We start from the raw sequence: 12,642 nt of genomic DNA on the forward strand, positions 1-12,642 counted from the left end.
TGCCAGCCAACTCGCTTCCAGTGCCTGGTTCACGACAAAGGTAGCACTCTATGATCAGTCGAGATAAAGCCCCAACGGCTCAAGAAACTTTTATGCAGATGGCACAAGCAGCTGGACTGAGAGGTAGGCTGCTTGTTACTGTCGGTATTCTAATTTTGGTTCGCCTGGGTATATTTTTACCTGTACCGGGAATTGATAGAACTAGGTTCGCCGAAGCCATATCAGGCAATAATTCCATATTTGGTTTGTTGGATATATTTTCCGGGCGAGGACTTTCTACACTAGGGATCTTTGCCCTAGGGATTTTGCCCTTTATTAATGCGTCCATTATTATCCAATTGCTGACTGCGGCTATTCCATCTTTAGAAAATTTACAGAAAAATGAGGGTGAAGCAGGTCGGCGGAAAATATCCCAAATCACCCGCTATGTAGCACTAGGTTGGGGAATTGTTCAAAGTGTGGCTTTTTCGGCTTTATTTCTCCAGCAATTTGCTTTAAATCCAGGGCCGATATTCGTAGCGGAAACAGCGATAGCTCTAACTGCTGGTTCCATGTTTGTCATGTGGGCTTCGGAACTGATTACAGAACGTGGTATTGGTAATGGTGCATCTTTGTTAATTTTCGTTAACATTGTTGCTTCCTTGCCCAAATCTTTGGGTGACACCATTGACTTGGTACAAGTTGGCGGTAGAGAAATAGTTGGGCGCGTCATTGTCCTCGTCTTGGTGTTTATGTTGACCATTGTGGGGATTGTATTTGTCCAAGAAGGGCTGCGTCGTATCCCCATTATTTCGGCTCGTCGTCAAGTAGGTAGAAGAGTATTAGCAGAACAACGTAGCTATCTACCCTTACGTCTGATTTCTGGTGGTGTTATGCCCATTATTTTTGCGGCTGCCATCTTAAGTTTGCCGTTACTGATTGCCAATTTTACAAAAAATCCGGAACTAGCAAACATCGTTAATACTTATCTGAGTCCCGGTGGTTCTGGTTCTTGGGTTTATGCCCTAGTCTACTTGATTTCCATTGTTTTCTTCAGCTACTTCTACTCTTCTCTAATTATCAACCCAGTAGACATAGCACAAAACTTGAAGAAAATGGGTTCTAGTATTCCAGGGATTCGTCCAGGTAAGGCAACTAGCGAGTACATTGAACGAGTCATCAACCGACTCACTTTGTTAGGTGCTGTCTTTTTGGGCTTGGTGGCAATTATTCCTACCGCCGTAGAAAGAGCCTTGGGAGTGCCAACTTTTAGAGGATTGGGTGCTACTTCCTTACTCATTCTTGTGGGTGTGGCGATTGAGACAGCCAAGCAAGTCCAAACCTATGTGATTTCTCAGCGATATGAAGGAATGGTGAAGCAATAGTGACGCGATTAATCTTCTTGGGGCCGCCGGGAGCTGGTAAGGGAACTCAAGCTCAAATTTTGGCAGAACATCTACATATTCCTCATGTTTCCACTGGCGAAATCTTGAGACAAGCCATGAAAGAGCAAACTCCTTTAGGAATTAAAGCTCAAAGCTATGTTGATAGCGGCGAGCTAGTTCCTGACCAGTTGGTGCAAGACTTAGTAGAGGAACGTTTAGAACAACCAGATGCTAAGTCTGGCTGGATTCTAGATGGTTTTCCTCGCAAAGTCACCCAAGCAGCTTTTTTAGAGGAGTTGCTGCACAAAACGAACCAAGGCGGCGAAAGGGTGGTCAATTTGGATGCGCCTGATGATGTTGTGGTATCACGTTTACTAGCTAGGGGACGCAAAGACGATACTGAAGAGGTAATTCGCCGTCGCTTAGAAGTGTACCGTAACGAAACTGCGCCGTTAATTGATTATTACCGCGATCGCCACAAACTCCTAACTATTAATGGCGATCAGAGCCAAGAAGAAGTCACTGATGAATTACAAAATGTGATCTGTTCCTAGCCTGAGACCAGGGAGTAGTAGATAGATACCGGATTGGCAACGCTCTACTCCCTGATTGTTCAGGATGGCAGCCAATTTTAGCTAAGATATATTAATAAACTGTTGATATATTTATCAATTTGTGTTCTTTTGCAGATGATCGCAGCAAAAGCAACCAAAATTGTTGAGTTGAGGAAAAAATAAGTTGTCTAAGCAAGATTTGATCGAAATGGAAGGTACAGTCACCGAATCATTGCCCAATGCGATGTTTCGTGTTGACCTAGATAACGGCTTTAATGTTTTAGCCCACATCTCTGGCAAGATTCGGCGTAACTACATCAAGATTTTGCCTGGCGATCGCGTCAAAGTGGAACTAACACCCTACGACCTGACAAAAGGCAGAATTACCTATCGACTACGGAAAAAGTAGATATATGTAAGGAAGTCTACCATAAAACAATTTATTTGGGTGTTACCCACTTAATTAATTGGATAATTTTTCCTAAAAATGCTATAATTTAATATTTGGAGTCAAGTGCAAAAGGCATGAAAGTCAGAGCCTCAGTCAAAAAAATTTGTGAAAAGTGTAACGTGATCAAACGTCGTGGTCGTGTGATGGTGATTTGCGTCAATCCTAAACACAAGCAACGCCAAGGATAATAGTCTCTCAATACCCAGAGAGACTGGTAAACAAGATCATCACTAAACGACATCCAGACGCGTTCAACGCGTTTTTCTATCAGCAAATGCGAAAACAATAGGGAGAGTTCATTGTGGCACGTATTGCCGGAGTAGACCTGCCACGCGACAAACGCGTTGAGATTGGTCTAACCTATATTTACGGAATTGGGTTAACAAGGTCGCAAGAAATTTTAGCGACTACAGGAGTTAATCCTGATACCCGTGTGAAAGAATTAAGTGATGCTGATGTGGCAGCCTTACGCGCCGAAATAGAAGCCAACTATCAAGTTGAAGGTGACTTGCGGCGCTGGGAAGCGATGAACATCAAGCGGTTGATTGACATCGGCACCTATAGAGGTCGTCGTCACCGCATGGGCTTGCCCGTGAGAGGACAAAGAACTCGTACTAATGCTAGAACCCGTCGTGGGAGAAGGCAGACAGTGGCTGGTAAGAAGAAGGCTCCCGGTAAGTAATTTCTCTCTACTTGCTGACTCAAGCAAGTTTTCCTTTAGATTAACTGAACCAATATGGCAAGACAACCAACTAAAAAATCTGGGAGTAAGAAGCAGAAGCGTAACGTCCCCAACGGGAAGGCCTACATCCAATCTACTTTCAACAATAGCATTGTCACTATTACCGATCAAAATGGAGATGTCATCTCCTGGGCAAGTGCTGGTTCTAGTGGCTTCAAAGGTGCTAAGAAGGGAACTCCCTTTGCAGCGCAAACTGCTGCGGAAAGTGCAGCCCGCAGAGCTATTGACCAAGGAATGCGCCAAATTGAGGTGATGGTGAGTGGTCCAGGCGCAGGACGAGAAACTGCGATTCGTGCGCTCCAGGGTGCAGGACTGGAAATTACACTCATTCGGGATATTACACCGATTCCTCATAATGGTTGCCGTCCACCCAAGCGCCGCCGCGTGTAAAGGGTAAGAAGATTCAGCAACATTAATCACCTGCAATTACTACTGGGAAGTTTAGTTGACAAACTATCAAGTAGGGTGAGCGCAAACTTCCGGCGGCTAGGGCAAAGAGAAGCTTTTCAGCTCTTCCATGAGGGAGGGCTGCCAAACTTCAAATTACCCAAAATTATAATGAACGCCATGAGGCTCAATCAAGTCATCAAATATTGCCACCATGATTATTTGGCAGTTTGATACATATCAGAGCAACCTAGGGCAATAAATTAAATTCGATAGGCAATAAATTTTGCCTGCTAGCAGCACCTTAAATAAGGGAGGCTACTCCGTGGCGCAATTTCAAATTGAATGTGTAGAGTCCAGTACAGAAGAAAGTCGGAGCCATTACAGTAAATTTATCCTAGAACCTCTAGAGCGGGGTCAAGGAACAACGGTTGGCAACGCGCTGCGGCGGGTATTACTGTCCAACTTAGAGGGGACAGCAGTTACAGCAGTGCGAATTGCAGGTGTGACCCACGAATTTGCCACAGTTCCGGGAGTGCGGGAAGATGTACTAGACATCCTCATGCGAATGAAGGAAGTAATTCTCAAAAGTTATTCTTCTCAACCCCAGATTGGGAGATTACTGGTCAACGGACCAGCAACAGTCACTTCAGCCCATTTTGATTTACCAAGCGAAGTAGAAGTCATCGATCCCACCCAGTATATAGCCACAATTGCAGAAGGCGGCAAACTGGAAATGGAATTTCGCATTGAGCGAGGTAAAGGTTATCGCACTGTAGAAAGAGGGCGGGAAGAAGCTACATCTTTAGACTTTTTGCAAATTGACTCGGTGTTTATGCCAGTGCGAAAAGTTAACTATAGCGTTGAAGAAGCCCGTGGAGATGGTTCGATTACCAAAGACAGACTACTGATAGAAGTTTGGACAAATGGTAGTCTTTCGCCCCAAGAAGCACTATCTTCAGCAGCTGGGATTCTGGTGGATCTATTCAACCCCTTGAAAGATATCTCACTGGAACCAACCGATACCAGTTCCGAGATTCCAGATGACCCCACTGCTCAGATTCCCATCGAAGAGTTGCAACTTTCTGTACGGGCTTACAACTGTCTCAAGCGAGCGCAGGTTAACTCAGTGGCAGACTTGTTGGATTTTACCCAAGAAGACCTATTAGAAATTAAAAACTTTGGTCAGAAGTCGGCAGAAGAGGTAGTGGAAGCTTTACAGCGACGCTTAGGTATTACCTTGCCACAAGAAAGAAGCTCTAAACACAGCTAAAGCCAAACCGTTCACAGTTCACAGTAAATTCTTATGCGTCACCGTTGTCGAGTTAAAAAACTGAGCAAGCCAGCCGATCAGCGTCGCGCCCTATTGCGATCGCTTGCTACCGAACTGATCCGTCATGGTCGGATTACCACGACTTTGGTGCGGGCTAAAGTGCTACGCTCCGAAGTAGAAAAAATGATTACCCTAGCTAAAGAAGGTTCCCTAGAAGCACGTCGAGAAGCTTTAGGTTACATCTACGATAAACAGCTAGTTCATGCTCTGTTCGAGCAAGTCCCCTCTCGGTATGGTAATCGTCAAGGTGGTTACACCCGCATCCTGCATACCGTGCCTCGTCGGGGAGATAATGCCCAGATGGCTATCATTGAATTAGTCTAAACAGCAGGCAGAAGGCAGAAGAGCAAAGGAGTAGGGGAGCAGAGGAGCAGGAAAAATAATTTACTCAAGTCTCAGCACTCGTTACTCAGCAATATACTTGACGCTTTATACTTCAGCCTCTATTAGATTTTATGTTAGTCAGCCACCAGCCTAAACCAACTCAGCGAGTTGCCTTAGTAATACAATACTTAGGCACTCATTTTCATGGCTGGCAACGGCAAAAGCAGCACAGAACAGTTCAAGAAGAAATCGAAACAGCGATCGCCCAGATTTTGGGTCATCATGTCACACTCCACGGTGCTGGACGTACTGATAGCGGAGTACACGCTGCTGCTCAAGTAGCCCATTTTGATGCTACAGGTTTTATACCTGCTCACAAGTGGGCAGCCGTTTTAAATAGTTACCTGCCTGAGGATGTATTGATAAGAGCTTCAGCAGGTGTAAGTGACCGTTGGCACGCTCGTTTTAGTGCAGCTTATCGACGGTACCGCTACACAATTTATACAGAAGGTCGCCCGAACTTGTTCGTGAAACCCTTCAGTTGGCATTATTATCATCCATCCCTGGATGAATTCCTCATCCACGCGGCTCTCAAACCACTATTAGGAAAGCATGACTTGGCAGCTTTTCACCGAGCTGGTTCCAAGCGATCGCACTCCTGGGTGGAAGTACAAGCAGCAGAGTGTCATCGTCAAGGCCCATTTATCCATATTGAAATTCAGGCAGATGGATTTTTATATGGCATGGTGCGGCTATTAGTAGGGATGCTAGTACAAGTAGGTTCTGGACAAAGAACTGTTGCTAGTTTTACCGAACTTTGGAAAGAGCAACGTCGGGAAGAAGTAAAATACGCCGCACCCCCACAAGGCTTATGTCTGTTGCGAGTTGGCTACCCTGATTTTCCCTTTTCCCCCAACGTTTGGTATGACACCATGCCAAAGTTAGTTATTAGTCAAGAGTCAAGAGTCAATGGTCAACAGTCAAATGCTTTTAATATGGATGATGGACTATTGACTATAGACTCTCTAAAAAAATGATAAAGGATCAACAAAAATGACTAAAACCTACCTTCCCCCTCAAGACACCCTTGAGCGTGATTGGTACGTAGTAGATGCTACGGACAAACGCCTTGGTCGCCTCGCTAGCGAAATCGCTATGATTTTAAGAGGCAAAAATAAAGCTCACTATACCCCTCACCTGGATACAGGTGACTTTGTGATTGTCGTCAATGCTGAAAAAGTAGCAGTCACAGGTAAAAAGCGTACCCAGAAACTTTACCGTCGTCACTCTGGCCGTCCCGGTGGGATGAAGACCGAAACCTTCACCAAGCTGCAACAGCGTTTACCAGAAAGAATTGTGGAACACGCTGTCAAGGGTATGCTACCTAAAAACAGTCTAGGTAAGCAATTATTCACCAAATTGAAAGTTTATGCTGGGCCTACTCATCCCCACGCAGCCCAAAAACCAAAAGAACTCAACATTAATACAATTCCTGGAGCAGAAAGTTAATGGTAGTAGCAGAAGCAAATAGCGGTCGCGCTATGTACTGGGGTACTGGTCGCCGTAAATCCTCAGTAGCACGGGTAAGATTAGTTCCTGGTAGCGGTCAGTTGATTGTAAATGGCAAACCTGGAGATTTATATTTTCAATTCAATCCCAATTACTTGGGAGTGATCAAAGCTCCTTTGGAAACCCTGGGTTTAGAAAACGAATACGACATCCTAGTAAAAGCAGAAGGCGGTGGCTTAACAGGACAAGCTGATTCTGTGCGCTTAGGAGTTGCTCGTGCCTTATGCCAACTAGACCCCGACAACCGCCCACCTTTAAAAACAGAAGGTTATTTAACTCGTGATCCTAGAGCTAAAGAGCGGAAAAAATATGGTTTGCACAAAGCTCGCAAAGCTCCTCAATACTCCAAGCGATAAGCAATTGGGGATCGGGGATTGGCTCCTGGGTATTGGGAAACATTTCAACTTCCTAGTCCCCAGTCCCCACTCACCAATACCCAGTCTCTAATTACAAGCAAAAAGTTATAATTTCTATAGATTCACCACAAAAGGAACAATGGCTAAACCTGATATTCATCCCCAGTGGTATCCAGAAGCAAAAGTGTACTGTAACGGTCAAGTTGTCATGACTGTTGGTTCTACCAAACCAGAATTACACGTAGATGTTTGGTCTGGAAACCACCCATTTTATACCGGAACTCAGAAGATTATTGACACTGAGGGTCGAGTAGAAAGATTCCTCCGCAAATACGGTATGAGCAGCACTCAAGCTGCTGGCGACCAAAACAAAAAGTAGCGGGTTGGCTCTGCTGTTAACGACGACCCTGCGTCTGCTGGGTCGCTTGTCATTTTTTGCCGAGCCAACTTGTTATTTTTTTAAGGAGCGATCGCACTCGTTATGGCTGAAACATACCTGCTGGAGAAACTTAAATCCGTTGAACAAACCTTCAATGAATTAACTCGTCGTCTTGCTGACCCTGATACGGCCCAAAACCCCGATGAGTATCAAAAAATTGCCAAGTCTCGTTCTTCTTTAGAAGAGGTAGTCAATACTTACGAAACTTGGAAAATAGCTCAGGAAGAATTAGTAGGGGCGCGTCAGGTACTCAAAGAGGCAAACAGTGATCCAGAGTTGCAAGAAATAGCAGCCCTGGAAGTTGATGAATTAGAAGAGAAAATCGAATATCTAGAGACTCGTTTGAAGGTGTTGCTACTACCCCGCGACCCCAACGACGATAAAAACATTATGTTGGAAATTCGCGCTGGTACTGGTGGCGACGAAGCCAGTATCTGGGCTGGAGACTTACTGCGAATGTATTCTCGCTACGCTGATAGTCAGGGTTGGCGAGTCAAGTTGGTGAGTGAATCTCTGGGTGAAATGGGCGGCTTCAAAGAAGTGATTCTGGAAATTCAGGGTGAGAGCGTTTACAGTAAGCTGAAATTTGAAGCTGGTGTACATCGTGTGCAGCGTGTACCCGCAACTGAAGCTGGGGGAAGGGTTCATACATCGACGGCGACAGTGGCAATTATGCCAGAGGTGGATGAAGTAGAAATCCATATTGACCCGAAAGATATTGAAATGACTACAGCGCGTTCCGGTGGTGCGGGTGGACAGAACGTCAACAAGGTAGAAACTGCCGTTGACTTGATGCACAAACCCACAGGAATAAGGATTTTTTGTACAGAAGAACGTAGCCAGTTGCAAAACAAAGAACGGGCGATGCAAATTCTGCGGGCGAAATTGTATGAAATGAAGTTACGGGAACAACAAGAAGAAGTAACTTCGATGCGGCGATCGCAAGTTGGGACTGGATCGCGCTCAGAAAAAATTCGCACTTATAACTATAAAGATAACCGCGCGACCGACCACCGTTTAGGTCAAAACTTCTCCCTTAACCCTGTTTTGGAAGGAGATATAGAATCACTCATCCAATCTTGTATTTCTCAAGATCAGCAAGAACGATTAGCAGAGTTAGCTGCTTCTGGTGCTGCTGGCTAATCGTCACTATAATTAATCATGATCAAACCGCTTGTGGTGCTGTATTTGTTAACACACTCAGGCGGTTTTCTAATGCCGTTTGCAGTTCTGCTTCCATCTCGCTGGGATATTGGTAATAAGCAAATTCGTGTTTTAACAAATAATTTAACTTCTGCCATTCTTTGAGGATTTGGCATCCATAGATTAAATTTTCTACTTCCTTTTGCCAACGGATAAAAATTCGATAGCTAAAAAAGCTGCTGCATATATTGCCTTTTGTATCCCAGTAAGAGATACAGACTTGATATTTGAGACAATAAATTTTTTTTATTTGTTTGACGTTATAGCCTTTAGCGTTTAAAGCTGCTTGGGCTTCAGTGTTAGATATGCACCATTTTTCTGGTTTAATTTTATTAGCTGCAATTAAATTTTTATTTTTACGGCGATATTGATTAATTCTGCGTAGCGTCCGAGACATGATGCACCTTTCTTGAATACACATACTGATATTGCAGCCTTAGCAAATGAATTTGCGCTCAAGACTACCTATGTCACAGTATTTTTACTTATTACTTGAGTTGCAGTATTAAAACCTGAGATTATATACTCTACAGCTAAAAGAAAACTCTGTCAATCAAAAATCGGACTTACTTAACTAACAGACTACAGTCAAAATATACGTGATTAATCGTAATAAATGTTACTTTTGGCTTTTAACTATTGACTATTGACCATTGACTAATTCCTGAAAAAGTAAACTGATAGTGTTACAACTAAATTTGTAAATTAAAGTTGACTAGCCATAAAAGCAGTGAACGTTGAAAGCAGACAAAAACTGATTGAAATAATTAAATTGGCTCGTGGTTCGCTAAGTCAGCGAGCCTTTGGTAAATCGTTGGGGGTTTCTGCAACGGCTGTTCAGATGTGGGAGAAAGGCTTAAAAGTGCCAGACACAGAGAATTTGGCTCAAATTGCAGCTAAAGCAGGCTACACAATGGAAGAGTTACTCTGTTGTTTAGAGGGTAAACCAATCCCAGAAACTTCTGATTTGACTTTGATTCTACGACAAATCAAGCATATGCCTTTGAGTCATGTAGCTTTAGTTGTGCAAGCGGCTGCGGATAGACTAGCGGCTGTTGCACAAGCATTAGATGAAGAAGCGAAAGCTAGTTAAATGAAACAATTATGGAGATTTTTATTACCATTTGTGCTGATGAATTTATAACATGGGAATAGTTAAAAGTACCCGGACTAATCCCGCAATCAAATGGTAAAAGCAACACCTGAAAGCCTGAATAAATTTGTTAGTTTTTGCCAACAACACATTACAGGACAAGAAAGGAAAGAAGCACAAACTTTTTTAGACCGCTTTTTTAGGGCTTTTGGACACGAGGGCGCATTGGAAGCGGGAGCTATTTACGAAGAAGCGATTAAAAAAGGTAGCAAGAAGGGTAAAACGGGTTTTGCTGATTTGGTATGGAAACCCCGCGTGTTAATTGAAATGAAGAAGCGCGGAGAGGATTTGAGCAAGCATTACTCCCAAGCATTCGATTATTGGACACGGTTAGTACCCCAACGTCCTAAATATGTTATTCTTTGCAATTTTGATGAGTTTTGGATTTTTGATTTTGATATCCAATTAGATACACCTGTAGATGTAATTCCCCTAGAGCAGCTACCAGAACGGGCGGGAGCATTTGGATTTATGGAATTAGGAGAAAAAGCTCCTATCTTCCGTAACAATCAGGTAGAAGTGACAGAACGGGCAGCACGTCGCATGGGTGAGATGCTGCTGGAATTAGAGAAACGCAAAATTGAAAAGTTAACAGCACAGCGATTTATCCTGCAATGTGTATTAGCAATGTTTGCAGAAGATAGACAGCTTTTACCCCGTGATATGTTTATTTCTTGTGTTGAAGATTGTATCAATGGGTCGAGTTCTTATGATATTTTGGGTGGATTATTTCGGGAGATGAATCAACCAGGAATTACACCTGCTGGTCGTTATCAGGGAGTAGATTATTTTAATGGTGGGTTATTTTCGGTTATTCATCCTATTGAATTAACTAAGGAAGAATTAAATTTTTTAGAGTTATCAGCTAAGGAAAATTGGAGTCAAGTACGTCCAGCTATTTTTGGCAATTTATTTGAAAGTACGATAGATACAATAGAGCGTCATGCCAGAGGTATTCACTACACCTCAGAAGCGGACATTATGAAAATTGTGCGTCCGACAATTAGCCGTTATTGGGAAGAAAGAATAGAAGCGGCTAATACAATTGGTGAACTGTCTAAGCTGCAATTAGAATTACAAAGTTATCGTGTACTTGATCCGGCTTGTGGTTCGGGAAATTTTCTCTACATTGCTTATCAAGAACTCAAGCGGATAGAAATGTTGTTGCTTGATAAAATTTCCCAGCGTCGGAAGTCAGAAGATAAACAAATGCAAATGGGATTTGTGACACCATTGAATTTTTTTGGTATAGATACAAATCCTTTTGCGGTGGAATTAGCTAGAGTGACGCTGATGATTGCGCGGAAGATTGCGATTGATAATTTAAAATTGACTGAGCCTGCTTTGCCTTTGGATAGTTTGGATAACAATATTGTTTGTCAGGATGCACTATTTAAGAAATGGGTAAAGGCTGATGCAATTATTGGGAATCCACCTTTTTTGGGTGGTAAGCACATGAGAATAGTTTTAGGAGATGAATATATTGATAGAGTTTTTAATCGGTTTACTGATGTTAAAGACTCTGTAGATTTTTGTGCTTATTGGTTTAGGTTGGCGCATGAACATATTGATAAAAATGGTAGAGCAGGATTAGTTGCTACTAACTCTATTAGTCAGGGTAAAAGTAGAGTTGCGGCATTAGATTACATTACTCAAAATGGTGGCTATATTCATGAGGCTGTTTCTACTCAGCCTTGGTCTGGTGAGGCTAATGTTCACGTTAGTATTGTTAACTGGAGTAAAAGCAACCCGCAAAAGTATTATTTAGATGATCAGATAGTTTCACAAATTAATTCTTCATTGAAGTCTACAATTGATGTTTCTCAAGCTGTTAGATTAAAAGCTAACTTAAATAAATGTTTTCAGGGGGTAATTCCAGTTGGCGAGGGATTTATAGTCACTGAACAGCAGGTACAAGACTGGATTAAAGCTGATACCAAAAATCAAGAGGTATTAAAGCTATTTTCAATGGGTGCAAATCTCGCTAAAAATCCTCATGGTAAGCCGGAACGTTGGATTGTTGATTTCAATGATATGAGTATTGAGGAGGCTAGTGATTATCGATTACCGTTTGAACATATTAAATCGACTGTGAAGCCACAACGAGATAATAATCGCCGAGAAGTCACTAGGATTAATTGGTGGAAATATGGGGAAAAAAGGCCAGCTATGAGGAAGGCTTTATTACCTCTATCTCGCTATTTTACAGTTCCCAGAGTTTCAAAATGGGCTGTATTTATTCCTGCTCCTTTAAATTGGCTACCTGGGGATAAATCAATTGTTGTCACTACTCATGATTTCTATATCTTTGGTATGCTCTCATCTAAAGTTCATCGTATTTGGATGAATACTCAAAAATCAACTTTAAAATCAGATATTGCTTATACTCACAATACCTGTTTTGAGACATTCCCCTTTCCTCAAAAACCAGAAGCTCAATTAGTTAAACAAATTCGCGCTAAAGCTGAAGAACTCCATCAATATCGCACACAACAAATGGAGTCAAAACAGTGGGGAATCACCACACTCTACAATAAATTTTTTGATGAACCAACTAGCCAGCTTTATAAATTACATCAGCAGTTAGATAAATTAGTCATGCAAGCTTACGGATTTAATTCTAAGGATGATATTTTAGAAAAACTGCTGACTTTAAATTCAGAATTAGCAGCAAAAGAGAAACAAGGAATAAATATTATTGGACCTTGGTGTCCAATTGAAGAAATTACATAGGATATCAGAAATCATAAAATAGCAAGTTTTGGAA

Annotated in this window: 16 protein-coding genes; 15 read left to right on the top strand and 1 reads right to left on the bottom strand. The window is 42.4% G+C overall.

Translation table 11 applies throughout. The features are described 5' to 3' along the window. The first annotated feature begins 50 nt into the window (after positions 1-50). The 13 genes from secY (at position 51) to prfA (ending at position 8,662) form a co-directional block, all read left to right on the top strand. Entirely contained in the window at positions 51-1,364 is a 1,314-nt protein-coding gene (secY, locus tag NOS7524_RS24045; RefSeq protein WP_015141081.1) for a preprotein translocase subunit SecY, read from the top strand. Then, complete coding sequence (locus tag NOS7524_RS24050; RefSeq protein ID WP_015141082.1) at positions 1,364-1,918, top strand: adenylate kinase; 555 nt, start codon at positions 1,364-1,366, stop codon at positions 1,916-1,918. Before secY ends, NOS7524_RS24050 begins: the two co-directional genes overlap by 1 nt. Before the next feature lie 184 nt (positions 1,919-2,102). After that, on the top strand, positions 2,103-2,327 hold the full coding sequence (infA, locus tag NOS7524_RS24055; RefSeq protein ID WP_006276978.1) for a translation initiation factor IF-1: 225 nt from the start codon (positions 2,103-2,105) through the stop codon (positions 2,325-2,327). Between the two features lie 116 nt (positions 2,328-2,443). Then, the gene (gene rpmJ, locus NOS7524_RS28940) at positions 2,444-2,557 is read left to right on the top strand and encodes a 50S ribosomal protein L36 (protein ID WP_015129703.1); all 114 of its coding nucleotides are present in this window, start codon (positions 2,444-2,446) and stop codon (positions 2,555-2,557) included. A gap of 113 nt (positions 2,558-2,670) precedes the next feature. Further along, on the top strand, positions 2,671-3,051 hold the full coding sequence (gene rpsM, locus NOS7524_RS24060; protein ID WP_015141083.1) for a 30S ribosomal protein S13: 381 nt from the start codon (positions 2,671-2,673) through the stop codon (positions 3,049-3,051). 54 nt (positions 3,052-3,105) lie between these two features. Beyond that, positions 3,106-3,501, top strand: coding sequence for a 30S ribosomal protein S11 (gene rpsK / locus NOS7524_RS24065; protein WP_015141084.1), 396 nt, complete (start codon positions 3,106-3,108; stop codon positions 3,499-3,501). 322 nt (positions 3,502-3,823) lie between these two features. Further along, positions 3,824-4,771, top strand: coding sequence for a DNA-directed RNA polymerase subunit alpha (locus NOS7524_RS24070; protein WP_015141085.1), 948 nt, complete (start codon positions 3,824-3,826; stop codon positions 4,769-4,771). Between the two features lie 33 nt (positions 4,772-4,804). Next, positions 4,805-5,155, top strand: a complete 351-nt coding sequence (gene rplQ / locus NOS7524_RS24075; RefSeq protein ID WP_015141086.1) for a 50S ribosomal protein L17 — start codon at positions 4,805-4,807, stop codon at positions 5,153-5,155. A gap of 131 nt (positions 5,156-5,286) precedes the next feature. Beyond that, complete coding sequence (truA, locus tag NOS7524_RS24080) at positions 5,287-6,192, top strand: tRNA pseudouridine(38-40) synthase TruA (RefSeq protein WP_015141087.1); 906 nt, start codon at positions 5,287-5,289, stop codon at positions 6,190-6,192. A 16-nt stretch (positions 6,193-6,208) separates the two neighbouring features. After that, a complete protein-coding gene (gene rplM, locus NOS7524_RS24085; protein WP_015141088.1) occupies positions 6,209-6,664 on the top strand; it encodes a 50S ribosomal protein L13 in 456 nt (151 codons plus the stop codon). Next, a complete protein-coding gene (gene rpsI / locus NOS7524_RS24090; protein WP_015141089.1) occupies positions 6,664-7,080 on the top strand; it encodes a 30S ribosomal protein S9 in 417 nt (138 codons plus the stop codon). Before rplM ends, rpsI begins: the two co-directional genes overlap by 1 nt. A gap of 139 nt (positions 7,081-7,219) precedes the next feature. Next, the gene (gene rpmE, locus NOS7524_RS24095; protein ID WP_015141090.1) at positions 7,220-7,459 is read left to right on the top strand and encodes a 50S ribosomal protein L31; all 240 of its coding nucleotides are present in this window, start codon (positions 7,220-7,222) and stop codon (positions 7,457-7,459) included. Positions 7,460-7,561: 102 nt separating this feature from the next. Further along, positions 7,562-8,662 (top strand): peptide chain release factor 1, encoded by a 1,101-nt coding sequence (prfA, locus tag NOS7524_RS24100; protein ID WP_015141091.1) that lies wholly within the window; start codon positions 7,562-7,564, stop codon positions 8,660-8,662. Positions 8,663-8,684: 22 nt separating this feature from the next. Here the strand turns inward: prfA and NOS7524_RS24105 are convergent, their stop codons facing one another. Further along, positions 8,685-9,119: a hypothetical protein gene (locus tag NOS7524_RS24105; RefSeq protein WP_015141092.1), complete on the bottom strand. Its 435-nt coding sequence runs from the start codon at positions 9,117-9,119 to the stop codon at positions 8,685-8,687. A 333-nt stretch (positions 9,120-9,452) separates the two neighbouring features. Between NOS7524_RS24105 and NOS7524_RS24110 the strand changes: the two genes are divergently transcribed. Continuing rightward, complete coding sequence (locus tag NOS7524_RS24110; RefSeq protein WP_015141093.1) at positions 9,453-9,815, top strand: helix-turn-helix domain-containing protein; 363 nt, start codon at positions 9,453-9,455, stop codon at positions 9,813-9,815. Between the two features lie 93 nt (positions 9,816-9,908). After that, positions 9,909-12,608, top strand: a complete 2,700-nt coding sequence (locus tag NOS7524_RS24115; RefSeq protein ID WP_015141094.1) for a DNA methyltransferase — start codon at positions 9,909-9,911, stop codon at positions 12,606-12,608. Positions 12,609-12,642: the final 34 nt, after the last annotated feature.

It is taken from the genome of Nostoc sp. PCC 7524, assembly GCF_000316645.1.
Taxonomy (GTDB): Bacteria; Cyanobacteriota; Cyanobacteriia; order Cyanobacteriales; family Nostocaceae; genus Trichormus.